Here is a 24,581-nt window from a genome sequence, read left to right as displayed (position 1 = left end):
GAAGGGACCCACCAATGACCGCTGTATCCCGCGTCGCCATCGTCGGCTCCGGCGTGGCCGGCACCGCAGCAGCCATCCTCCTCGCCGAGGGCGGCGTCGAGGTCGACGTCTTCGAGCAGAAGCCCGACCTGTCCGCCCTCGGCTCCGGCATCACCCTTCAGGGCAACGCCCTGCGGGTGTTCGACCGACTGGGAGTGTGGGGGAAGGTGAAGGAGGCCGGCTATACCTTCGACCAGACCGGCCTGCGGGCTCCCGGCCCCGACGCCCCGGTCATCGCGCAGATTCCCGACGCACGGACGGGCGGTCCCGAGTACCCGGCGGTCGCCGGCATGTACCGCCCCGACCTCGCCCGCATCCTCGCCGATCGGGCTATCGAGCTGGGCGCCCGGATCCACTACGGCACGACCGTGACGAGCTTCACGCAGGACGACGACGGCGTCGACGTGACCCTCTCCGACGGATCGACGGGTCGATTCGACCTCCTCATCGGCGCAGATGGCCTGCACTCCGACATCCGCAGGCAACTCGGTATCGACGTCCAGCCCGAGCGCACCGGAATGGGCATCTGGCGCGCCTTCGTGCCGCGCCCGAAGGACGTCACGCAGACCGACCTCTACTACGGCGGCCCGGTCTACATCGCCGGATACTGCCCGACGAGCGAGGAGATGATGTACGCCTATCTGGTGGAGCCCGCCCAGGATCGGCACCTGCTCTCGCCCGCGGAGGGCGTGAGAGTCATGAAGGAGCTGTCGCAGGCGTACGGCGGTCCGTGGAACGAGATCCGCGAGTCGCTCGATGACGCCTCACGAGTCAACTACACATGGTTCACGAAGCACGTGGTCCCCGAGGCGTGGAATCGCGGTCGGGTCGTCATCATCGGGGAGGCCGCGCACAGCTGCCCGCCCACTATCGCGCAGGGCGCGGCGCAGGCGGCCGAGGACGCGCTCGTGCTCGCCGAGCTGCTGCTCGACCGCGACGACGTCGATCAGGCGCTCTGGGACGAGTTCCACGCGCGACGGCTTCCGCGCGCGACCGAGGTCGTCGAGGCATCCGTGCAGCTCGGTCAGTGGCAGATCGACCACGTGCAGCACGCCGACGTCCCCGGCCTCATGCGACGCATCGCCACGCTCGTGAGCGAGCCGGCATGACCGCCGCATCGTCGCTCCACGCCGCGTCGCCCATCGTCGACGTGCACGCGCACCTGCTTCTGCCCGCGTTGCAGGCCGCCATTGCCGAGCGCGACCCCCAGGGCTTCGCGGCGGCGCAGGCGCTCGAGGCGCGCCGCAACGGCCACGAGAGCCTCGCCGCCTCGGGGCGCATGATCGGCGAGCGGATGCCGCTGCTCACATCGCTCGACGCGCGCCTCGGGGAGATGGATCGTCAGGGCGTCGACGCACAGGTCGTCTCGCCATCGCCGTCGCATTATTATCCGTGGGCCGGCGAGGAACTCGCCGCCTGGGCAGCGCGGGAGGCGAATCGCGCGATCGCCGAGCACGTCGCGGGCTCGCCCAACCGGCTGCTCGGGCTCGGACTCGTGCCGCTGCAGCATCCGCACCTGGTCGTCGACGCGCTCGACGACGCCATGGTCGCGAACGGGCTGGTCGGGGTCGAGCTCTCATCGTTCGCGGGCGACGTCGAGCTCTCCGACGAGCGGCTCGAGCCCTTCTGGATGCGCGCCGTCGAGCTCGACGCCATCGTGTTCTTGCACCCGTTCGGCTGCAGCCTTGACGAGCGGCTCGACCGCTATTACCTCTCGAACACCGTCGGACAGCCGGTCGAGAACGCCGTCGCGCTCTCGCACCTCATCTTCTCCGGCGTCTTCGACCGGCATCCGAAGCTGCGCATCATCGCGGCGCACGGCGGCGGGTACCTGCCGACGTTCCTGGGTCGGTCCGATCACGCGTGGCAGGTGCGTCCCGAGGCCCGCGGATGTCGCGAGGTGCCCTCGTCGTACCTGCGACGTCTGCGGTTCGATTCGCTCGTGCACACGCCGACGGCCCTGCGGGCGCTGGTCGAGGCGGTCGGCGCGGACCGGGTGCTGCTCGGCACCGACTACCCCTTCGACATGGGCGTCGATGACCCGGTCGAGCGCGTGCGCGACGCCGGTCTCGCGGAGTCCGACGAGCTGGCGATCCTCTCGGGGAACGCAGCCGAGCTGTTGCCGGCCCGACTCCGGGGCCGGGTGGTCGCGTGAGGATCGCCAGGTGGAGCCACGACGGTGCCGTCGGGGAGGGGTTCGTCATCGACGACCGTGTCGTGCGCTTCCCGCGCGGCATGACGGTGGCCGACGTGCTCGCGGCCGGGCTCGCCGAGCTGCCCGCGCTCGCCGCCGAGGTCGTGGGTGAGGCTGCGGCATCCGCTGTCCCGCTCGACTCCGTGGAGCTGCTCGCCCCGCTGGTGCCCGCGAGCGTGCGCGACTTCGTGGCGTTCGAGGAGCACGTCGAGGGCGTCACCGCTTCGGTCGACGGCGCGAGCCACGTGGCCGACGAGTGGTACGAGTTCCCGACCTTCTACTTCACCAACCCGCACTCGATCATCGCGACCGGAGCCGAGGTTCGACCGCCGGCGACCGAGCGGCTCGACTTCGAGCTCGAGGTGGGCGCGGTGATCGGCGCGGTCGCGGGCTCCGACGGCCGCGCCCTGGCACCGGCCGACGCCGCGAGCCACATCTTCGGGTACACGATCTTCAACGACTGGTCGGCCCGCGACGTGCAGGGACGGGAGATGAAGGTGCGGCTCGGGCCGGCCAAGGGCAAAGACTTCGCCACGACCCTCGGGCCATGGATCGTGACCGCCGACGAGTTCGACGACCTCGTCGACGATGAGGGCTTCCTGCCGATCCGCATGGAGGTCTCCGTGAACGGCCGCCGCGTCGGCAACGACCTGCTCTCGAACATGGGGTGGCCCTTCGGCGACCTCGTCGCCTACGCCTCGCGCGACTCGCGCGTCGTTCCCGGCGATGTGCTCGGGTCGGGCACGGCCGGCAACGGCGGGTGCCTCGCGGAGCTGTGGGGGCGAGCAGGAGAGCTGACGCCGCCCCCACTCGCCGCGGGCGACGAAGTGGTCATGCGGGTCGAGCGCGTCGGCGAGATCCGAAATGTCGTCGGCCGCGCTCACGGGGTTCCTGCCATCCCGCCCGCCCAGCGGCGCTCGCGGGCTCGCGAACGGACGTGACGGAAGGCGGTCAGGCCGCCTCGGACCGCAGATCGCTCGCCGCCTCGACGGCGAGGTTGCGCAGCCACTCGTGTTCGGGATCACGGCGGTGCACCGGATGCCACCACATCGCGTTGTGGATGGGTGTCGCCGCGAACGGCGGCTCCAGCACCCGCACGCCACCCACGTCGCGGGCGTAGTCCGCGAGTCCGGCCTGGATCAGCCCGAGGCGATCGCTTCCCGCGACGAACATCGGCATCGCCAGGAAGCTCTCGACGACCGCCTCGACCCGGGGCTCGATGCCGAGCTGTTGGATCTGCCGCGTGGCCGAGGTGAAGGCCGAGCGGGACAGGTACGTGAACACCCAGGGAAGTCGTCCGACGTCTTCGAGGGTCACCTCGTCGCCGATGGCGGTGTTGTCGTCGGAGGCGATCACCACCCACGTGTCGGTCCAGAGGTCGGTGAACGGCAGGTCGGTGAGAAAGCCGTGGGGCATGAGCAGGGCGTCGGAGCCGCGGAGTCGATTCGCGGCGTCGTCGACGATCTGCGGGTTGTGCATCATGAAGCGGAAGCGCACCCCGGGGGCACGATCCGCCGCCAGAGCGGCGATGCGTCGCCCCATTGTCGAGACACTGTAGTCGGAGCCGTAGATGGAGAACTCGCGCGTCGATTCGCTCGGATCCCACTCGGCCTGGCTCTCGAAGACCCGACGGGCGGCGTCGAGGGCCGCGGCGGTGTGTTCGGAGAGGCGCGATGCCAGCGGGGTCAGCTCATAGGTGTTCCCGGTCCTGGCGAGGATCGGGTCGTTGAAGTGCGTGCGGAGTCGGGCGAGCGATGCGCTGAGCGCCGGCTGGCTGAGATGCAGCCGTTCAGCCGCCCGCGTGACGCTTCGCTCGGTGAGCAGCGCGTCGAGTGAGACCAGCAGATTCAGGTCGAGCCTGGAGAGCGGGGATTGGTCGGCCACGTCGTCGTGTTCCTTCGGGTGAGGATGGACCATCAGTCTATCAGCGGCGTCTATCTTCCCCGCTAGGACATCGCGCGAGGTGATGCGTGACGACGTCAATTCCCAGCGGCGGCCTGCAGCAGTACGTCGCGCGCGAGCGCGAGATGACGGCGGGTCATGTCTGTGGCATCCGCGTCGACGAGCCATTCGTGTCCGCCCCACTCGCTGCACAGCGTCCCGGTGAAGCCCGCACGCGTCAGCTCCCCTCCGAGATCCCGGAGAGGGGCCGACACGCGGTCGTCGGTGTCGTCGAGATCCCAGAACTTCAGGTGGAACGCGCCGACGAGCGGAAGGATGTCGCGAAGGTCAGCGGCGTCCGATCGCCCGAATCGTACGAGCAGGTTCATGTACAGGGTGTGGATGGTGGGAGGAACCGTGCCCGATCGGAGTACCTCGACGACGACGTCGTTCGTCTTGGGGTCGCGCCACTCGTCGCGAAGGCGCGCGAGCAGGTGGTTCGGGATGCCCGCTGCAGCCAGCTGCTCGAGGTAGGTCGACGGGAGTGCCGGCATGAGCATGCTGATGTCGACCAGCAACCGCACGCGCGGCTCATCCAAGCGCGCGATCACGTCGATCGCGGCCGCCGCAGCAGCGGACGTGGGGGTCTGCTGCCCTTGGATCTCCTCGAAGAGCACGAGGTCGAGTTCCCCCAGGGTCGGGACCAGTCGCCGCAGGAGCGGCTCGCCGGCTTGGCCGATCGGCAACCGCACCGCGGTTGCACCGACGCGGCGTGCGGCGTGCAACTGGGGAAGGAGGAACCCGAGTCGTTCGTCATCGTCGCGGCGTCGGCCGGTGTCGAGCCAATCATCGAGGCTCGCACCGACGATGCTCACAGCGCCTCCCACGCCGTCGAGTCCACGTCGCAGCGCGTCCACTTCGATGTCGGCGGGCTCCGGGAAGGATCGCCAAAGCTGTCCGGGCTCCAACTCGATGACCGGGCTGACGCCGTCGGCCACGATTCCGACGGCGATGTCGGGAGCCGGGCGCTCGGCGCGGATCACCTCAGGGGTCCAGTTGAAGGCGCTCGCCGTCTGCGTCCATCCGCTGGGAAGTTCATCGATCACGGTGATTCCTCGAGGGTCAAGCGACATCGCGCGAGACCGATGTGGTCGCAGCCGGTGCATCCAGCACCAGTGACTGCGCGACGTGGAACGGCAGGGTGAGCGGGCCGTCGGTACCGGCCTGAAGGTACGGGATGACGAGCCGGAAGGACACGGCGACGTCGTGTGCGCCAGGTTCGAGCACCCGTGTCCCGCGAATCGCGACGCGATCCTGCAGGAACCACCAGCCCCGTTCTCGTGAGACGAGCTCGGACTCGATCAGGCGGTCGCCGAGCATGATGCGGAGCCCGTCGATGCGATCGCCATCGATCCTGACCTCGAGCTCGTGGAGGCTCGACAGCGGCAGCGACCGGATCCACGGCAGGCTGAGTCGGAGGGTGAACCCGTCGTCACTGGATGAGAGCGCGTCATCGCGGAGCGCGGCGAGCGTCACGGGCAGGTCACTTCTGCGCGGCGGGCTCGCCGGCGGCGACCCACTCGTCGAACATCTTCCGCACCATGGGCTCCAGGGTCGTCGGCCACCAGTCGCCGCCCTCGATCGCGTCACCGAGATCGTCGGGGGTCGGGATGGTGACCTGCCCAGTGGCCGCCCACTCCGCGCTGCGGGGGAAGAGTGCGCGGAACGCGGGGTGCCCGATGGCGGCGACGTTGTGACCGATGCCGATCGACACCGCACGACCGGCGCCGTACTCCACGGTCCAGGCGACCGGGTGCTCGTCGCCCATGCCCGGGAGAGCGCGCCACTGCGATGGCACCTGGGTGTAGCGCAGGGGATTGTCCCAGCCGGTGAGCAGGATGGTCTTCTTCACGTCGTCGGGCCATTTCAGCCCGACGTAGAGGTCGTCACCGTAGTGCGGGAACTCGGCGGGCCAGCCGGCGGTGATCGGATGTTCGTCGGCAGTGTGGAGGAGGAAGTCGTTGTTGGGGGCGCGCCGCGACGTGGTCTCGCGCATCACGCCGCCGAGGAGCCGCTCGTACTCGGGGTCCCACCCGACGCCGCCGGCGAGCGTCGGGTGGTAGGCGATAAAGCCCTTGCCGCTCGCGACGAATTCGAAGAGGGCTCGTTCCGCCTCGGGGCCGAATCGTTCCTCGGGTACGTCGCGCCAGGGATCGTGCCGGCCGTAGTAGTTCACGATGACGAGGTCGTACGGCTTCAGCGTGGCAGCGGTGGCGCCGCGGAACTCCTCAGTGACGCGCACGTCGAAACGCCCCGTGCCTTCCAGGAGTCGGGTGAGTGCGGGCGTGGTCGCACGCCAGTCGTGGTGCACGTCCGTCATTCCCGTGATGATCAGCGTCGAGATCTTGCCCCCGGGCATGTCCCACTCCTTCGTGTCTGGTGTGCAGCGTCGCTCACTTCAGACGAGAAGATACACTGTTATGTCAGAAGTAGGAAGAAGCCGTTCATGAGGCCATCGCGATGGCGTCGATCGACGGGCGACCGTGGGCGAACCATCGTGGGAACGTCGCGTCGAACAGCTGCTCGCGCACCATCTCGGCGCCACCGCGCAGAGGTTCCTTCTCATCGCCGTGGGATCGCACGATGCTGAGATCGCGCGTGGCCAGGGGCAGTGAGAGCTCGTAGACGCGCTGGCGGACCTCTGCGAGGAAGACCTCGCCTGCCGAGGACACCGCACCGCCGACCACGATCACCGCCGGGTTGAACATGTTCACCAGGGCCGCGATCGATTCCCCGACGAGCCTGGCCGACCTTTGGATCAGCGAGATCGCCAGTGCGTCACCGTCGACCGCGGCGAGCGAGATGAGCTCGGGCGTGATCTCGACGTTCTCCGCGACATGGCGTGCGAGCGGGCCGCCCGCGCCCTCCTCGACCGCGGCCTCGGCGTCGCGCTTGAGGGCCCATCCGCCGGCCTCCGCCTCGAGGCATCCGACCTTGCCGCAGCGGCATTGCGTCTCGGACTCGCGCACGCGCACATGGCCGATGTCGCCGGCCGCGCCGTTCGCGCCGCGGTGGATCCGCCCGCGGGACAGCAGGCCGGCGCCGATGCCCGAGCCGACCTTGCAGAAGATGAGGTCGAGCGCCTCCTCCTGGCGCCGAGCACGTTCACTGAACACGAGCAGGTTCACGTCGTTGTCGACCCAGGTCGGCGCGTCGAATCGCTGTTCGAAGCGGCGGCGAACGTCGAAGCCGTTCCACCCCGGCATGATGGGAGGGGCGACCGGGCGGCCGCTTTCGAAGTCGACCGGGCCAGGGATGCCGACGGCGACGCCCCACACGGGCACGTCATCGTGGCGCGCGAGGATCTCGTCGAGCATCTCGAGCGCCCGCTCGATGGTCTCGGCGGGCCCGCGCGCGATGTCCCACGGCTCGTGCATGTGGTCGACGATGTCGCCGTCGAGCGACGCGATGCCGACGCGGATGTGCAGAGCGCCGAGCGCGCAGACCACGATGCGGCCCTGGTCGGAGCGGAAGCGCAGGGTGCGCGGCGCTCGGCCGCCCGACGACGGACCGTAGTCGCCGTCGGCGAGGAAGCCCATCTCGATCGCCTGGTCGACTCGCTGCGTCACGACGCCGCGGCCGAGTCCGGTCACTCGACCGATCTCGGGGCGGGTGGTTGCCTCGCCGGTTCGCACGAGGTTGACGATGCGCAGCAGGCTCGTCACCTCGTCGGTCTGAGCGCCGAACCGAAGTGTGGACTCGCGTGTCATGTAGCGATTCTGACATAACGTCAGCGGATGTGAGCGAATCCGGGTGCAACTATGGACACGGATGTCCACAGCTTTTGTATAGTCATGACAGAAGTTGCGGTGAGCAAAGAGAGCGGGAGGTGGTCGAATGTCGCGCGGGGTCGGAGTGATCGGTGCCGGTCCGGGTGTGGCTGCCCTGCACCTCCCAACGCTCGCGAGGCTCCGCGACCGGTTCCGCGTCTCGCACATCTCGGACCGCGGCAGTGGACGCGCCGCCGCGCTCGCGGAGCGGCTGGGCGTCCCCGCGTCGCGAGGCGTCGCGGAGCTCCTCGCGGACCCGTCGGTCCAGGTCATCGCCGTCTGCAGTCCGCCGAGTGAGCACGCTCGGAACATCCTCGACGCCGTCGACGCCGGAGTGACGGCGATCCTCTGCGAGAAGCCGCTCGCCACCACAGCGGAGGAGGCGCACGCGGTGATCGACGCATGTCGGAGCGCGGGCGTCAGGCTGCTCGTGGCCACGAACCACTTCTACGACGGGGCATGGGATCGCGCGAAGCACCACCTCGTCGCGCTCGAGGGTGACATTCGCACGATCGCGGTGACGGTCGCCCTCCCGCCGAACGACCGGTACCACGCGGCCGTCACGGAGCTCGAGCCGGGCGCCGCGCCAGCCCGCAGCGGGCCCGACCTCGCCGACCCCGACCTGGCGGCGTCCGTCGTGCGGCAGCTCGTGCTGGGACTCGCCGTGCACGACCTGCCTGCGGTTCGGGACCTGGCACGCGACTTCGAAGGCGTCGACTTCGCCGTAGCGGTGCCGCCCATCGGGTACACCATCGGATTCCGAGCAAGCGGCATCCACGTCGTCCTGACGGCGGTCATGCTTCCCGACGGTCCCGACGCGCTCTGGCGACTCAGCATCGGCACGTCGGCCGACCGTGTCGACGTCGAATTCCCGCCGGCGTTCGTGCACGCCGGCAGCGCGACCGTGCGAGTTCGCGCCGGAGACGTTCGCACCACGAGCTACCGCCGCGAACCCGACGACGGCTACCTGCGCGAGTGGCAGGCCCTCGATGCGCTGCTCGAGGGCGCGGCCACGATGGAGTACCACGAGGTGCTCGACGACGCGCTGTTCACGATCGCCCTTGCCGACGCGGCGGCGGAGGCGGTTCGCCGCGGGGGGACGCCGTGAGTGCCCGAATCGGAGTCGTCGCCGAGCTCGACGAGTACCGCGCCGCGGTCGACGGCCTGCCGGCCAGGGCCACGCTCGTCGACCGGCTTGCCGGTGCGGTGGTCGTCGTCGACGGGCGGGGCGACTGGTGGCAGCCCGCCGAAGCCGCCGCGGCCGCAGGGGCGTCCGGGCTGGTCGTCGACGATCCCGGGGAGGTGCCTCGAACGGCACTCGGCGAACTCGCGGAGCGCATCGGGGTGCCGGTGGTCGTGCATCGCCCGCTCCTTCGCGCGGACCTCGCCGCCGCGGCGGTTGCACAGCGAGGCGGCGTCGCGCCGAGGGTGTTCGCGGCTGAGTGTGCGGGCGAGTCGGTGCAGTTGGTCGGAGCGGTCCGGGATGCGCTCGGGTGGCTTCGTGAACTGTCGGATGCCTCCCTGCGCGTCGTCACCGCGACGGTCAGCCCGACCGGCGGCACCGCACTGGTGCGGGCCGAGGGCACCGGACTCGTCGGATCCCTCATCATCACCCAGGCACGGCTCGGAGGTGCGATCGTGCGCGTGCAGGCGCTCGGAGAGACGGGCACCGAGGTCGAGCTCGATGCGCCGATGGGACGGCTGACGCTCACGACCACCACCAGTCGCGGACGGCTGATCGAGCCCGCCCTGTTCGAAGCCGGCGAGCGCAGCGCCCTGCGCCGCGCGATCGATGCCGTCACGGGCGGCGGCGCGATCCGCGATCTGGAGGATCTGCGGCACGACGCCGAGGCCGCGTCAGCCGTCTTCGGCCGGGATCAGGCATGGAACGACATTCTTTAGTTGAATTCTGGCGAAAGACTGCTTAGAATCGACCTGACGTCGGGATCCTCGGATCCGTTCCCGGTCGTGAGGCTGCGATCGGGGCACAGCCTGTCGCGTCGACGGCCGATCGTTCGGATCAACCACGTATGTCGCTTTCCCCGCTCAGGCTCCGCCTCCTCGTCGCGTCGCTCCTGACCGTGTCGTTCCTCGGAGCACTCGATCACACCGTCGTGTCGACCTCGCTTGCCACGGTGGCCGGCGAACTGGGTGCGCTCGAGCACATGAGCTGGGTGGTCGTGGGCTACACGCTCGCGAGCACGGTGCTCCTCCCCGTGCTCGGCAAGCTCGGCGACGTCGTCGGTCCCAGGCTCGTGTTCCTCACGTCGCTCGTCGTGTTCCTCGCGGCATCTGCCGCCTGCGGCTTCGCGCAGGACATGACGCAACTCGTCATCGCGCGCGTTGCGCAGGGCATGAGCTCGGCCGGTCTGCAGCTCATGTCGCAGACGATCGTCGCGCACGTGACCACCCCGAGGCAGCGCCCGCGGTACCTCAGCATCATCGGCGCCGCGTTCCCCATCGCAATCCTCGTCGGGCCCGTGCTCGGCGGGCTCATCACCGACTACTGGGGCTGGCCCTGGGTCTTCTGGATCAACCTGCCGCTCGGACTCGCAGCGTTTGCGCTCGCGGTGTTCGCGATCCCGCACGTGGAGGGCGCCACGCGCCGACGGTTCGACGTCGCGGGGTCGATCAGCTTCACGATCGCATTCGTCGCGCTCGTGCTCGCAGTGACCTGGATCGGCGACCCGGCCGTGCGACTCCAGGCCGTGGTCGCGTTCACGATCGCTGCGCTGACGTTCGCCGCCTTCTTCCTCATCGAGCTGCGCGCCGCGGAACCGATCGTGCCCCTGCGCCTCTTCGCCGACCGCACGATCGCGGCGGGCATCGCCCTGTCGGCCATCATCGGCATCGGACTCTTCTCGGTGACGGCATACCTGCCCACGTACTTCCAGATGGCGTATCGCACGAGCGCCACCGTCTCGGGACTGGTGCCGATCGCGACCGTCTTCGGCATGCTCGTGTCGAATCTCCTCACCGGGTGGCTCGCGAGTCGCACCGGCCACTACCGCGTGTTCCCGATCGTCGGCACCGTGCTGGGTGCAACCGGCCTGTTCGTCATGGCCCTGCTGCCCATCGCGTCACCGCTCTGGGTTCCCATGGCGGTCATGTTCGTCGTGGGCCTCGGCACGGGTTCGTTCATGAGCCTCGTCATCGCGGTCGTGCAGGACGCCGCGCCGCGCACCGAGACCGGCACCGTGACGGCGACCACGAACCTCGTGCGCCAGATGGGTTCGACGGTGGCCACGGCCATCGTCGGCGGCGTGATCGGGGTCGGTGTCGCGGCGCGCCTGCCGTCGACGTTTGATGCCTCGGCACTGACCCCCCAGCTGGTCCACGGGTCATCCGCGGCCGTGCAGGCAGAGATCGCGCAGATCTATGGCGACGTGATGGCCCCGGTGTTCTTCGCACTTGCCGTCACGTATGCCATCGGCATCATCGCAGCCGTCGCCCTCCCGCCCGGCCGGTTGTCGGACGAGCACGAACCATCGACGGATGCCGCATCCGAACCATTGACCGCATGAGCCTCGAAGAGGAGATCCTGATGTCGCACCACCCCACCATCGCCGTCGTCGGCAGCGGGCCGATCGGCTCCGCGTACGCCCGCCTCCTGCTCGAGGGCCATCCCGACGCCCGAGTCGTCATGTTCGAGGCCGGTCCCCAGCTGACCGACCGGCCGGGTGAGAGCGTGCGCAACATCGCAGACCCCGTCGAGAAGGCGCGGGCGCGCGAACTCTCGCAGGGACCCCAGGCGGGAGAGCTGCGCGAGTCGCTGGGGATCCCGGCCGCCAGCGTCGTCGAGGGCATGTTCACGGCACGGCAGGGGACCCACCTGCTCGACTTCGGCGGCGACGGGTCCGCGCACGCGCCGACGTTCCCCGCGGCCGCCGGTTCGACGAACGTCGGGGGTCAGGGGGCACACTGGACGTGCGCGATCCCGCGACCCGCGTTCAGCGAGAAGGTTCGGTTCATCCCCGAAGACGAGTGGGAGGAGCTCATCGGCACGGCGGAGCGCCTGCTGCACGCTCAGAGTGCGGCGTTCGCGGACTCGGCCGTCGGCGGCGCCATCCGGTCGCTTCTGGAGGAGGAGTTCGCCGGCGAGCTGCCCGACGGGTACGGGCCGAGCACGCTGCCCGTGGCCGGCGACCCGCAGCCCGACGGGACGATGCGCTGGGCCGGAGCCGATGTCGTGCTCGGTCCCCTGATCGAGCCCGACAGCCCGCTGGCCGAGCGGTTCGAGCTGCACGACCTCACGCTCGTGCGCCGCCTCGAGCACGAGGGAGAGGTCGTCACCGGCGTCACGGTCGAGGACCTTCGCACCAGGGTGACCTCGTTCGTCGCCGCCGACCTCGTCGTCGTGGCGGCCGACGCGTTCCGCTCGCCGCAGCTGCTGTGGGCCTCGGGCATCCGTCCACGGGCGCTCGGGCACTACCTCACGGAGCACCCGGTCGTCATCTCGACCGTCGCCTTGGACGCCGAGAAGATGGGTCGATTCGCAAGCGAGGAGCAGCTCGACGAGGAACTCGCACGGCGGGCGGAGAACCCCGCCGATCCGGTCGCGGCGGGGAATCGCATCCCCTTCTCGGAACCCGATCATCCGTTCTCGCTGCAGGTCATGTACTCCGAAACCACGCCGTTCCTCATGGAGCCGGGAACCCCGTACTCGGAGAACCGATGGGGGTACGTGAACATGGGCTACGGCATGCGCAAGCACCCCCGCTTCGAAGACGCCGTGACCTTCGACGACGACGAGCTCGACTATCGCGGGTTCCCGAACATGACGATCACCTACGAGCTGACACCGACGGAGCTCGCTGAGATCGAGGCGGCCACCGAGCGGCTGCGCCGCGCGGGCGATGCACTCGGCACCTTCGTGGCCGAACCGCGCCTCATGCCGAACGGGTCGAGCCTGCATTACCAGGGCACCCTGCGAATGGGCGACACCGACGACGGCACCTCGGTCGCCGACCCGTGGTCGAGGGTCTGGGGCTACGAGCGGCTCGTCGTCGGCGGCAACGCGCTCATCCCCACCGCCACGGCCATGAACCCGACGCTCATGAGCGTGGCGATCGCGGTGCGGGGCGCGCGCAAGGCGCTCGAGCAGCTGCGAACGGATGCCGCGGCATCCGTCACCGCCTGAATCCACGACAACGCGCAGAGAGCGAGCGACGATGCTTCTCGAAAGAGACCTGATCCAGTCCACCGGCTTCCGAAACGTCCGCGAGGGCGTGCGCGCGACCGGCTTCCAGTTCCGCGTGCGCATGCCCTCGTATCGGGGCATGGCCGCGTCGCTCGTCGACGGGATCGCGGTGCGCGTCGGCGACCTCGTCGACGTCGGCCCAGACGTGCCGCTCTGGACGTTCGGCGGCCGCACCTTCACGCTGACCGAGCTCTGGGAGAGCGACGGCGTGCGCTGGCCGCTCGAGGATGCGGCGATCGTGACGGTGCCGCTGGAGGGCGGATTGCCCGATGGAGTGCACGAGGTCTCGATCGAGCTGCGCCTGCGGATGTCGTACATCCCCGAGGAGCATCAGCCCAGCACGTATCGCGAGACGCGACACATCACGCTCTCGCCCGAGGCCGACGGCGGGCCGTTCAAGTACGGCGTCTCGCTGTACAGCTACATGACCGACTACGGCACCGTCCTCGACCTCGAGACGGCGCTCGCCCACATCGCCGACGCCGGCGCCACCGGCGTGGAGATCCTCGGCGAGGGCCACGTCGAGGGCTACCCCGAGCCCACGACCGAGTGGATCGATTGGTGGTTCGAGCTGCTCGAGCGGTACCGCCTCGAACCGACGAACTACGGCTCGTGGATCGACACGCGCCTGCATTCGAGCGGCCCGAACGCGCGCCGCCTCACGGTCGACGAGGGCGCCGGAATGCTCCAGCGCGACCTCCGGCTCGCGAATCGACTCGGGTTCCGGTTCGTGCGTCCGAAGATCGGTGTCGTGTCGGGCGACCTCGTGCCCGACCCGATCTGGACCGAGTCGGTCGAGCGCTCGCTCGAGTTGGCGCAGGAGCTCGACGTGGTGATCTGCCCCGAGATCCACTCGCCGACCCCGATCAAGCACCCGGTCGTCGACGACTACATCGACCTCATCGAGCGCACCGGCACCAACCACTTCGGCCTCCTGCTCGACACGGGCATCTTCCAGGACCGACCGATCCCGCTGCGGCCCGGCGAGCTCCCGGGCCAGCGACCCGCATTCCTCGACGGCATCGCGGTCGACCCGGCCGACATCGCCGGCATCGCGAAGTACGTCGTGTTCATCCAGGCGAAGTTCCACGACATCGACGAGCACCTCGAAGACCAGCAGATCCCATGGGAGCCGGTGCTCCGGGCGCTCAAGCACGCCGGCTACACGGGCTACCTCTCGAGCGAGTACGAGGGCGAGCGCGTCCCGTGGCGTTCGATCGAGCAGGTGCGACGGCAGCACTCCCTGATCCGGCGCATCGCCTCGGGGCTCGACTGAGCTGCGGCATCCGACCACTCAACATCGACCGAATCAAGAACGGACTCCCCATGCCGAACGGACTCATCCAGGAAGACAGCCTCCGCACGCACCCCGACGGTCTCGCCCTCGCGCTCACACTGCCGTGGTATCGCAGCCTGTGGCTCTCGTCGGTGACGTCGCTGCGACTCACGATCGACGGCGAGGAGGTGCCGGCCGACGACGTCGTCTTCGAACTCGACGGAGTGCGCTACACGCTCGACGAGCTTCCCGAGCAGTCCGAGGTGCTCTGGTACCTGCAGGCCCACCCGCTGCTCATCGCGAAGCGGGCGATGCCCGTCGAGCTCGGTGAGGCGCACGAGGTCGGCATCGTCGGCGAGCTGCGCCTGCCGTACATGCAGATCGCCCCCGGCTCCGATGGCGGACCGGGCCTGTACGTGCCGAACTTCGTCCGCCAGGCGCTCACGTTGACGGTCACGGACCGCGATGCGCCGGCTCCCGCGATGGTGTCGGATGTCGCGCCGCCGCCGCCCGCCACCGATGCCGATCCGTTCGAGCTCGGTCTCACCCTCTACTCGGCGAGCGCGGAGTTCCGCGCGGGCTGGTTCGACTTCGCGGGACTGCTCGACCGCGTCGCGGAGCTGGGCATCGGTCCGGGGATCGAGATCGTCGCGTCGCAGGTGCTGCCGACCTACCCGGTCGTCTCCGATGCGTTCGTCAGCACGTGGCGCGACGCCTTCGACCGCCACGGGTTCGATGCGAGCTCGTTCGGTGCGAACCTCGACATGGGACGGCGTCGCGACCGCGACATGACACCCGACGAGGAGTTCGAGTTCTCGAAGCTGATGTTCGAGGGCGCGAGCCGGCTCGGCTTCCCGCTCGTGCGGATCCAGTCGGCCAAGCCCGAGCTGCTGCGCCGCCTCCTGCCGGTGGCGGAGCGGCTCGACCTGCAGCTCGCGTACGAGATCCACGCGCCGATGGGTCCGAACGCCGAGCCGATCCTGAAGGTCCGCGAGACGTACACCGAGCTCGATTCGCCGCTGCTCGGCTTCGTCGCCGACTTCTCCGCGACCATGCACAGCATGTCGCCGACCCTGCTGCGCGCGGTGTCACGGGCCGGGCTCGACGCCGAGGCGGTGGAGCGCCTGCAGGCGATCTGGGCGACCGACGCGCCGATGCGCGAGCGCCAGGAGGAGTTCATCGGGTACCTGAAGGGGCGCGACTTCGACCCGGGTCGGCTGGGCTCCTTCGCGCACCTCGCGTTCAACATGCACGGCCACGTCGACCCGCGCGAGTGGGCCGACATCATGCCGCAGATCCTGCACGTGCACGCGAAGTTCTACGACATCGACGAACACGGCAAGGAGCCGGCGATCGACTACCCCGAGCTCGTGCGCGTCTTCGTCGAGGGCGGCTACCGCGGCTACTGGTCGAGCGAATGGGAGGGCCACGCCTTCGCCGAGCTCGGCGAGGTGGACCCGCTGCTGCTCGTGCGCAGGCAGCACGACCTCATCCGCGCGAGCATGCGAGCGGTGCAGCCCGCGAACGAGGCCGGGGTCGTCGGGGCCGACGCCGCGGCATCCGGCGGCCCCGGGTGAACCGATGACGACCTTCACGAATCCCGTGCTGGGCGGTGACCGCCCCGACCCCGCCATCATCCGGGTCGGCGACGAGTACTGGATGACCTACTCGTCGTTCGAATCGGCACCAGGCCTGCTGCTGTACCGCTCGACCGACCTCGTGAACTGGACGTTCGAGTCCGCCGCGCTGCCCGAGCCGCTCGGCAGCACGTTCGCGGTCGACATCGCTGAGCACGACGGGCGCTTCTTCATCTACATCCCGTTCATCCCGACGCCGTGGTCGAAGCTGACGGAGCCGTCGATCTTCGTGATCCACGCGCCGTCGATGGCCGGACCGTGGTCGGAGCCGATCGACCTCGGCATCCGCGGGGCCATCGATCCCGGGCACGTCGTCGGTGATGACGGCCGGCGCTACCTGTTCGTCAACGGCATCCGGCGCATCGCGCTCACCGACGACGGCCTCTCCACGATCGGAGAACTCGAGCACGCGTACGACGGATGGCGCTACCCCGACGAGTGGGTGACGGAGGCGTACGCCCTCGAGGGGCCGAAGCTGCTCCGTCGCGGCGACTGGTTCTACCTCCTGAGCGCCGTCGGTGGAACCGCCGGGCCCCCGACCGGCCATATGGTCATCGTCGCGCGATCGCGCTCGGTGCACGGGCCGTGGGAGAACAGCCCGCACAACCCGGTCGCGCGCACGCGAGACGCCGGTGAGCGATGGTGGTCGCGCGGGCACGCGTCCATCCTTCCGGGGCCGGGCACAGAGTCCGTCGATGGGGACTGGTGGATGGTCTCGCATGGGTACGAGAACGGGTTCCGCACCCTTGGGCGACAGATCCTGCTGGAGCCGATCTCCTGGACCGACGACGGCTGGCCTGTCGCGACAGCTGACGACATCGGTGCCCCGCAGGCCGCGCCGAGGGATGCCGCGCCGCAACGTGCCTCGTCAGGCTTCGACGACGACTTCACGTCGCTTCGCCTCGGCGAGCGCTGGGCCTTCCATGCGCCCGACCCCGGCGAGGCGCAGCGACTCCGCGTGGACGACGGACTGGTCATGCGCACCAAGGGGTCGGGTCCGGGCGACACCTCACCGCTCTGCATCCTCACGGGCCACCACTCGTACGAGGTGGAGGTCGACGTCGAACTCGGAGCCGGCGCGGTCGAGGGTGGGCTGCTGCTCTTCTTCAACAACCGGCTCTTCTGCGGCATGGGCATCGATGGCGAGAAGATGCTGAGCTACTCGGGCGGCCGGCGCACCCACTGGCGCGAACCCGCGCCCTCCGCTCGGCGGATGCGGCTGCGGATCCGCAACGAGGAGCATATCGTCACGTCGTGGTACCTCGTGCCGGGCGCGGAGTGGATCCGGCACGGCATCCGGTACGAGACTTCGGGGTACCACGTCAACACGGCCGCCGACCTGCTGAGCCTGCGGCCCGCGATCTACGCCGCCGGCGACGGCGAGGTGCGGTTCCGCGACTTCCGGTACACCCCGCTCGGCTGAGGCGTCCAGCGGTGCCGCCTCAGCGCACGACGAGCTCCACCGCCTGCGTGCGCTCCAGCCTGCTGCCGATGTGGATGCGGAAGAGCCCGGGCTCCACGACGAAGCGCGCAGGCGCGGAATCCGTCGACCAGAAACCGAGTTCGGCCGTTCCGAGTTCGAACGACACGGTGACCGTCGCGCCGGGCTCGACCGTGCGTCGCTCGAACGCGACGAGTCGGCGTACGGGCGGCGCCACGCTCGCGACGACATCCTCCAGGTAGGCCTGCACGACCTCATCGCCGGGGCGGCTGGAGGTGTTCGTGACCTCGACCTCGACGACGACGTGGGCGCCCGCTTCCAGCGTCTCGAGCCGCACCGTATCCGCCGAGATGCGAGGCGCGCCGTGCACGAAGGTGGCGTATCCCGAGCCGTGGCCGAACGCGAACTGCGGCCCGAGCTCGAGGTCGAGGTACTTCGACGTGTACTTCTCGTGCACGTTGTCGGGACCGTGGAGCCCGATGTCGACGGATGTTTCGTCGAGCGTGCCGCCCACGGTGGCGGGTCGGCCGGTGAGCTCGTGGGCGTAATGGATCGGCACCTGCGCAGACGACCTGGGGAACGACATCGGCAGCCGACCCGACGGTTCGGCATCGCCGAGCAGGATGTCGACGATCGCGGCGGCCGCCTCGGTGCCGCCGTGCCACGCGACGATGACGGCCGGCGCGCGGTCGATCCAGTCGGCGACCACGAGCGGCCGACCGGTCTCGAGCACGACCACGAACGGCGTGCCCGTGCCGGCGATCGCCCTGATGAGCTCCTCCTGCCGGCCGGGGAGGCGGAGGTCGCTGCGTGACGCGGCCTCACCCGTGAGTGAACTCGGCTCGCCTGCGAAGACGAGCACGATGTCGGCCTCTCGTGCTGCGGCGACGACAAGAGGGATGCCCGAGGCGTCGTCGTCGAGGAAGCGGACGCCGGGCGCCACCCGGAGCTCCGCCTGTGGCATCCGTTCCCCGAGCTCGTCGGCGATGCTCCCGGCCGGCGCCGCGAAGGACTGCGTCCACGCGCCGAGATGGTCGGCCGACTCGGCGTACGGGCCGGTCACGAGCACGCGGCGCGGACGCCGCAGCGGCAATGTGCCGTCGTTCTTCAGCAGGACCGCCGAGCGCGCCGCTGCGGTTCGCACGAGCCGTCGAGCCTCGTGGGTGGGTTCCGTCCGCTCATCCGCCTCGGGAACGTAGGGGTCATCGAACAGCCCGAGGGCCTCCTTCAGCGCGAGCACACGGCCAACGGCGTCGTCGAGGCGCGCGGGGTCGAGTCGATCCGGAGCGAGCTCCGACGGGTTCAGGTCACTCGGCGCTCCGCCCATCTCGACGTCGAGTCCGGCGCCGTACGCCAGCCGAACCGCGTCGGCGAGGTCGGCGGCGACCCGGTGCGGGATGAGGTTCCGCACGCCGTCGGCGTCGCCGACGACGATTCCGTCGAATCCCCATTCGGACTTCAGCACGTCCGTGAGCAGCCGTCGGTTCGCGTGCATCGGGCGACCGTCGACGGTGTTGAACGAGGCCATGACGGCGGCCGCGCCGGTCTCGACCGCCGCTCGGAACGGCTCGAGGTGCACATTGCGCAGGCGGTGCTCCGAGGCATCCGCCGTGTTGTAGTCACGGCCGCCCTCGGGCTGGCCGTACGCGACGAAGTGCTTGGCCGTCGCGGCGATGGCATCGGATGCCGCGAGTTCCTCGCCGTGGTAGCCGCGCACCATCGCACGGCCCATCTCGGCGGTGATGTAGACATCCTCACCGAAGCCTTCGGCAACGCGGCCCCACCGCGGATCGCGGGACACGTCGATCATCGGCGAGAACGTCCAGGTCACGCCGGCCGACCTCGCCTCGGCTGCGGCGAGGCGGGCGAGCTCGCGCACCAGGTCGCGGTCGAACGTCGCCGCCTGGGCGAGCGGGATCGGCGCCGTCGTGCGGTGCCCGTGGACGACGTCCAGCCCCACGAGCACCGGGATGCCGAGCCGGGTCTCCTCGACCGCAACCCGCTGCAGCGCGTTGACGGCGGCGGACGACCTGGGCCAGAACACGGAACCGATGCCGCCTCGCACGAGCTGCTTCGCCTCGTGGAGCGACGGGCGGAACACGATCTGCAGCTGGCCGAGCTTCTCAGCCCAGCTCAACCCGTCGATGAGCGCTCGGACACGGCGGCTCGGGGGCATCAGCGGCTCCTCGTCCTTGGGTGAACATGAATCGCCGCCCGGCGCACGAGGCACCGGGCGGCGACTGATCAGGATGCGATGGGTTGCTCAGTCGCCCCAGGCCGCGTCCATGTCGGCGAGCACCTGGTCCACGGTCTTCTGACCGGTCAGGAGGCCCTGCACTCCGACGCCGAGCGCGTCGTAGACGGCCGGGTTCGGCCACGTGGAGTTGGGCAGCCCGGTGAAGGCACCCGACTCGAGCAGCGCACCGATCGGCTCGTACTCGGGCAGGAGGGTGTCGGCGCTCACTCCGGTGATCGGAACGGCACCCGAGAGGTCGGCGTACTTCTGCGCCTGCTCGGGCTCAGCGACCCAGTCGAGGAAGTCCTGAGCGGCGGCCTTGGCGTCATCGTCGGCAGCGGCGTTGATCGCCCACGCGTAGTTGGCGGAGGCGAGGGTGAAGTCGCCCTGGCCATCGGCCGGGGGGAACGCCTGCACGGTGAGGTCGATTCCGGCGGCTTCGCCGATCGAGGTCGCGGCGCTGCCCGGGACGGCGGCCGTGAGCGAGGTGCCGCCGCCGATGCCTGCGGTGATGGCGTCGAACGTGCCGCCTGCTGCGCCGTCCTGGAAGCAGCCGCCCTCGTTCATCGCGACGACGTCCTCGAGGGTCTGCTTCCAGCCGCTGTCGGCGAACGTGACGTCGCCGGCGGCGCGCTGCTCATTCCAGTCGGGCGTCTCCTCGTACACGCGGGTCGCCGAGACGAGCTGCGCGAAGAGACCGGTGTTGAAGGGGATCGCGCCAGCGAGGACCGTGAACGACTTGCCGCCCGCCCGCGCGTCCGTGCACGCGGCGAGGAGGTCGTCGTACGTGGCCGGGTACTCGTCGACACCCGCCTCGGCTCCGGCGGCGGCGTTCCAGATCAGTCCGACGGGGGTCAGCGCGGTCGGCTGGCCGTAGATCTCGCCGTCCACCTCGTAGAGCGACTCCGTGCCCTCGGGGATCACGCCTGCCGACGTGTCATCGAGCGGCTCGAGGAAGCCCGCCTCGGCGAGCGTGATCACCGAGATGGGCTGGCCCGTTCCGGGCGAGAGGATCGCGACGTCGGCCGCGTTGCCGGCCTGGAACTGCGTCGTGACCTGCGTGTTGTAGGCGTCGGACGGGTATGGGATCACCTCGATCTCAGCGCCGGTCTCTGCCGTGTAGGCGTCCACCATCTGAGCGTAGAAGTCGTCGGCGTCGTTCGCCTGGGCGACCATGAGTGTGAAGCCGCCTGCGGACGCGCCGTCGGTGCTGCCGCTGTCCTCGGCGGCACCGCCGGAACAACCGGCGAGGACCATGACTCCGGCAACGGGGGCCGCGAGAAGCGACCACCGAAGCGACCTGGATGCGGGGTGCTGTGGCATTTCGGACCTTCCTGACGTCGTTGTCGCCAGTGGGCGGGCTCGACCTCTGGCTGCCCATTCAGCCTGACACACATTCGCACAATTCCGACATTAGTATCTGTGATGTGCGGCAATAGTCCCAGTGATTCCCGTTCGGGCCGGCCCGACCCTCACGTTCGCGGCGCGGACTCGGCGATCAGCACGACAGGTCCGGCCAGGCCGGCCGGAAGTGGCTCAGCGGATGACTCGAACACCGCGGTCATCGGCTCGAAGACGTCGCCACTCGCCGCGCCCGCCTCGGCGATCAGCCGATTCCGCCACGGCGTCGCGACCTCCACCTGGATGTCGTTCGGACCCGCGCGCAGCGCCGGCGTCACCTCGATACGGAACGGCGGTGTCCACGCCACACCGCACTCCGTGCCGTTGACCGTGACCCGGGCGATGTCGTGCACCGCGCCGAGGTCGAGCACGAGTCGCTCGGCCACGAGGATGTCACCCGGCACGTCCAGCTCATGACGGTAGGTCCCGATGCCCGAGAACGCCCTGGCGTCGCCTTCGGACTCGGTCCAGAGGCTCGGATGCGGAGACATGATGACTGCTCTCGCCTCCGGAAGCTGCAACTCCCAGTCGCCAGCCAGTGCGAGTCGTCGCTGCACCTGGGGCTCGGGGGGCGATTGCGCCGACGACGCCAGCACGAAACGGGAGCCGAAGGGCGGCATCCGGAGGCGGTAGGCCGCAGGCCCGTCGCCGGACCACCCGTCTGCCCGCAGCGGCTCGGCACGAACCTCCACCGGGTCCCACGCCACGAGGGGGGCAGCCTCCTCGGGCATGCGAAGCCGGAGCTCGATCGACTCGTTCGACGGGTTCGCCAGGAACGTCACGCGCCGACCTCCGATCACCCGCGCGATCTGCCGTACGGGCGGACCGTCGATCTCGAGGGCGGGCCGGATGCCCAGCTCGGCGAGCGCTGCACCGAGGTCCGCGTCTGCGAACACACGCCCGCTCGCCCGCCGCCCCGACCAGATCCGGTCGCAGACCGCCTCGAAGACTCGGGGGTCGTCGGCGAGCGATGGTGAGGCGGATGGGCGACGGCCGACCACGGTCGCGCCCGCGTCGAGGAGACGCTCGATCGCCAGGAGCGTCGCCAGCGTCATCCGATCGCTCGATCCTCCGAGGCAAAGGAGGCGATAGGCCGCGCCGTCCGCGACGAGCGAACCGTCCTCAACTCGGAGCGTGTCGATCAGCGCTCCGGGTCCCACGTAGTCGAAGTCGAAGCCCGGAGGTACCGTCGTGTCGACCTCGTGCTCGTAGAGCGCGGTGACCGGTGCCTCCTCGCCGACGAAGACCGCGACATCCACCGCGGGCCTGCCCATGCCGAGCACCGCCGAGCAGCGCGCGAGGTAGTCGATCCACGGTCTCGCGAGTCCCGACCAGGTCTCGTGCACGGTGAATGCCTGCCCCAGGAACGGCGCGAGCGCGATACCCGGCGGTGGCGCGTCGATCGGCTGGTGCGGTGACGTGTGGATGCAGAACCGGGTCACGCCGAGCGCTGACTGGAGGTCGGCGACGTGCTTGAGCGTGCGCGGTGTCGACGCCCACGGACGATCGAACGATGTGAACGCCTCCGCTCCCACCCAGGACTTGCCGTGCACGTGGGCCACGGATGCCGCGCCCTTCAGATCCGCGACGTAGGTCGGTCGCGGGCCGTCGTCGGCGTCGAAGGTCCACATCGCCCCCATCGGCACGTCGGCGTGCGCGCGCATCGAGAGGTCGTCGCCGAGCTGTGGTCGGCCGTCTTCGAGCGCCTCGGCGTAGTAGGCCATGCCACGGCGGTGCGCCTCGGCCGCGAGCGTTCCGTAGTACTGGGTGGAGAGCAGTTCCGTGATCGTGCGCCGGTAGTCGTACAGGAACCGGTCGGAGTCGGCCGGCCCGCTCACGAGCGTGCCGGTCAGGGCGGGCAGCCACGGCCTCGGGTCGTAGCCTCGAAGGCGCTCGAAGTGCTCGAGGATCGCGTCGGTCCAATTCTGCGGGCCGGACTCGATGCTGTCGCTCAGCAGCGCCGTGACCGGGGCGGTGCCGGGGCTCGCGGGCGACTCCTCGAGGCCGAATCGCCGCAGATGCGCGTCGAGGTAGTCGCGCACGCGCTCGCCATCGAGCTTGTCGACCTCCAGTCCGGTGGCGTCGGCGGGGGCCGGACCGTTCGTCTGGCCCGTGAGTGAGGCGCCGAGCCGCAGAACGGTCCAGCTGCCGGGCGGCGCATCCCAGCGCAGCATCCCGTCGCGGAGGTGCTCCGTGAGATCGAGCACCCCGTGCGGATCGACGGATCCCGCCGCTGCGTCGGCGTGCGTCGCCATGGCGAAGTAGTCTCCGACGACACCGAATCCCGCCTTGGCTTCGGCGGCATGGACGCGCCCGCCGCTGCGCAGCGCGAACTCCGAGACCTCGAACGTCTCGGCTGTCCTCAGGACGGGCGGGCGCCGAACGCCATCGGCGACCGGGGGAAGCGCGTCTGCCGCGCTCCAACCCGAGAGCACCAGCCGGAACCGCCGTGCGGTCGCGCCCGGAAAGCTCACGGTGCGCACCGGAATCGTCGAGGGCGGCAGGTGTGCGACATCCCGGTACTCGGCACCATCGTCGCTGGCCTGCAGGGTCGCCGCCGCCGGCGGAGCCGCGCCGAACCCGCGCGGACCGGGTAGCCCGACCACGACGGAACGCACGGTCACCGGTTCGGGGAACTCCTGCTCGATCCAGCCCGTCGACCACCCGTCGGGGTCGCGCGGCAGCGACACAGTCGATCGGTACGACCCGTCGACCAGGGGCGACGAGTCGGGGATTGCGGTCGACGCCGCCACCCGGGTCGGGATGAGCACGTCGTGCGCCGGACTCCGGGGGAATGCGATCACTCGCCAGTCCACGGCGTACGCCGGTTCGTCGTCGCCGGCTCCCCAACGGGGGCAGTCCTGGTACAGCCCGGGCACCGCGGGGAGTGGGGGCAGCTCGACCTCCACCGGTCGGCCTCCCGCAACGGGCTGCTCCGACCAGACGACCTTCTTCATCGCATCGCCAGGCTTCACCCACGGCCCACCCGCCGCACTCCAGCCCGACGAGGTCGCCACGGCGAATTCCATGCCGAGTTCCGCCGCCGTTCCCCTTGCCGCGTCGATCGCCGCGTTCCAGGCCCGCGTTCCTGGTCGAACCGGCGCGGGAACCACCAGCGGACCGCCCATCCCGCCGTCGAACATCTGCACACCGCGCACGCCCACCTCGTGGAGCCATCGCAGATCGCGCACGATGCCCGCAGGGTCGACGTTGCCGTCCATCCAGTGCCACCATGCCCGCGGCCGGGCTGCATCGGGCGGATCGACGAACGCTGCCCACAGGGCATCCGAATCATCCAGAGGCCCGGAAGGTGCGCGCTTCATCACGGATGAATCCTCCCAGCCGCCCTTGGTGAACGGATGATGGACGTACTTATACGCGATATCGGGATGACTAATGTGTGTTTCCGACGCAAGTATGTGATAGTGGGCGAAGAAGCGTTCGAG

18 protein-coding genes are annotated in these 24,581 nt (G+C 69.8%); 10 read left to right on the top strand and 8 right to left on the bottom strand.

What is annotated here, in order from left to right:
• Window positions 1-14 precede the first annotated feature (14 nt).
• The 3 genes from HUS56_RS01565 to HUS56_RS01555 are packed head-to-tail and all read left to right on the top strand — an operon-like array spanning window position 15 to window position 3,174.
• Window positions 15-1,148: an FAD-dependent oxidoreductase gene (locus tag HUS56_RS01565; protein WP_173921653.1), complete on the top strand. Its 1,134-nt coding sequence runs from the start codon at window positions 15-17 to the stop codon at window positions 1,146-1,148.
• Window positions 1,145-2,194 carry an amidohydrolase family protein gene (locus HUS56_RS01560; RefSeq protein ID WP_173921652.1) on the top strand — a complete coding sequence of 350 codons (1,050 nt, stop codon included), beginning with the start codon at window positions 1,145-1,147 and terminating at the stop codon, window positions 2,192-2,194. Before HUS56_RS01565 ends, HUS56_RS01560 begins: the two co-directional genes overlap by 4 nt.
• Window positions 2,191-3,174: a fumarylacetoacetate hydrolase family protein gene (locus HUS56_RS01555; RefSeq protein WP_254431233.1), complete on the top strand. Its 984-nt coding sequence runs from the start codon at window positions 2,191-2,193 to the stop codon at window positions 3,172-3,174. The genes HUS56_RS01560 and HUS56_RS01555 overlap by 4 nt, the downstream gene beginning before the upstream one ends.
• A 10-nt stretch (window positions 3,175-3,184) precedes the next feature.
• Here the strand turns inward: HUS56_RS01555 and HUS56_RS01550 are convergent, their stop codons facing one another.
• From HUS56_RS01550 to HUS56_RS01530, 5 genes are all read right to left on the bottom strand, one after another.
• A complete protein-coding gene (locus HUS56_RS01550) occupies window positions 3,185-4,117 on the bottom strand; it encodes a LysR family transcriptional regulator (RefSeq protein ID WP_173921651.1) in 933 nt (310 codons plus the stop codon).
• 95 nt (window positions 4,118-4,212) lie between these two features.
• Window positions 4,213-5,220 (bottom strand): restriction endonuclease subunit R, encoded by a 1,008-nt coding sequence (locus HUS56_RS01545; protein ID WP_173921650.1) that lies wholly within the window; start codon window positions 5,218-5,220, stop codon window positions 4,213-4,215.
• A 16-nt stretch (window positions 5,221-5,236) separates the two neighbouring features.
• The gene (locus HUS56_RS01540) at window positions 5,237-5,650 is read right to left on the bottom strand and encodes a DUF6379 domain-containing protein (RefSeq protein WP_173921649.1); all 414 of its coding nucleotides are present in this window, start codon (window positions 5,648-5,650) and stop codon (window positions 5,237-5,239) included.
• 7 nt (window positions 5,651-5,657) lie between these two features.
• Window positions 5,658-6,533, bottom strand: coding sequence for a ThuA domain-containing protein (locus tag HUS56_RS01535; RefSeq protein WP_173921648.1), 876 nt, complete (start codon window positions 6,531-6,533; stop codon window positions 5,658-5,660).
• An 85-nt stretch (window positions 6,534-6,618) separates the two neighbouring features.
• Window positions 6,619-7,884, bottom strand: a complete 1,266-nt coding sequence (locus HUS56_RS01530) for an ROK family protein (protein WP_173921647.1) — start codon at window positions 7,882-7,884, stop codon at window positions 6,619-6,621.
• A gap of 127 nt (window positions 7,885-8,011) precedes the next feature.
• On the opposite strand from HUS56_RS01530, the gene HUS56_RS01525 reads away from it, so the two are divergent.
• The 7 genes from HUS56_RS01525 (at window position 8,012) to HUS56_RS01495 (ending at window position 17,480) form a co-directional block, all read left to right on the top strand.
• Window positions 8,012-9,052 carry a Gfo/Idh/MocA family protein gene (locus tag HUS56_RS01525; RefSeq protein WP_173921646.1) on the top strand — a complete coding sequence of 347 codons (1,041 nt, stop codon included), beginning with the start codon at window positions 8,012-8,014 and terminating at the stop codon, window positions 9,050-9,052.
• Entirely contained in the window at window positions 9,049-9,846 is a 798-nt protein-coding gene (locus tag HUS56_RS01520) for a hypothetical protein (RefSeq protein ID WP_173921645.1), read from the top strand. The genes HUS56_RS01525 and HUS56_RS01520 overlap by 4 nt, the downstream gene beginning before the upstream one ends.
• A gap of 128 nt (window positions 9,847-9,974) precedes the next feature.
• Window positions 9,975-11,468: an MFS transporter gene (locus HUS56_RS01515; RefSeq protein WP_173921644.1), complete on the top strand. Its 1,494-nt coding sequence runs from the start codon at window positions 9,975-9,977 to the stop codon at window positions 11,466-11,468.
• A gap of 20 nt (window positions 11,469-11,488) precedes the next feature.
• The gene (locus HUS56_RS01510; protein WP_173921678.1) at window positions 11,489-13,084 is read left to right on the top strand and encodes a GMC oxidoreductase; all 1,596 of its coding nucleotides are present in this window, start codon (window positions 11,489-11,491) and stop codon (window positions 13,082-13,084) included.
• 31 nt (window positions 13,085-13,115) lie between these two features.
• Window positions 13,116-14,420: a DUF6379 domain-containing protein gene (locus tag HUS56_RS01505; RefSeq protein ID WP_173921643.1), complete on the top strand. Its 1,305-nt coding sequence runs from the start codon at window positions 13,116-13,118 to the stop codon at window positions 14,418-14,420.
• A gap of 50 nt (window positions 14,421-14,470) precedes the next feature.
• The gene (locus HUS56_RS01500; protein WP_173921642.1) at window positions 14,471-15,997 is read left to right on the top strand and encodes a DUF6379 domain-containing protein; all 1,527 of its coding nucleotides are present in this window, start codon (window positions 14,471-14,473) and stop codon (window positions 15,995-15,997) included.
• A 4-nt stretch (window positions 15,998-16,001) separates the two neighbouring features.
• On the top strand, window positions 16,002-17,480 hold the full coding sequence (locus HUS56_RS01495; protein ID WP_173921641.1) for a family 43 glycosylhydrolase: 1,479 nt from the start codon (window positions 16,002-16,004) through the stop codon (window positions 17,478-17,480).
• Window positions 17,481-17,499: 19 nt separating this feature from the next.
• On the opposite strand, the gene HUS56_RS01490 is transcribed toward HUS56_RS01495, so the two are convergent.
• The 3 genes from HUS56_RS01490 to HUS56_RS01480 form a co-directional block, all read right to left on the bottom strand.
• A complete protein-coding gene (locus HUS56_RS01490; protein WP_173921640.1) occupies window positions 17,500-19,674 on the bottom strand; it encodes a glycoside hydrolase family 3 N-terminal domain-containing protein in 2,175 nt (724 codons plus the stop codon).
• Between the two features lie 87 nt (window positions 19,675-19,761).
• Entirely contained in the window at window positions 19,762-21,057 is a 1,296-nt protein-coding gene (locus HUS56_RS01485; protein ID WP_173921639.1) for an ABC transporter substrate-binding protein, read from the bottom strand.
• 149 nt (window positions 21,058-21,206) lie between these two features.
• Complete coding sequence (locus tag HUS56_RS01480) at window positions 21,207-24,458, bottom strand: glycosyl hydrolase (protein WP_173921638.1); 3,252 nt, start codon at window positions 24,456-24,458, stop codon at window positions 21,207-21,209.
• Window positions 24,459-24,581: the final 123 nt, after the last annotated feature.

Source organism: Agromyces sp. Marseille-P2726 (assembly GCF_902809835.1).
In the GTDB taxonomy this organism is placed as follows: domain Bacteria; phylum Actinomycetota; class Actinomycetes; order Actinomycetales; family Microbacteriaceae; genus Agromyces.
The sequence above is the reverse complement of the archived record's forward strand: the minus strand, read 5'-3'. Positions and strand labels throughout refer to the sequence as shown.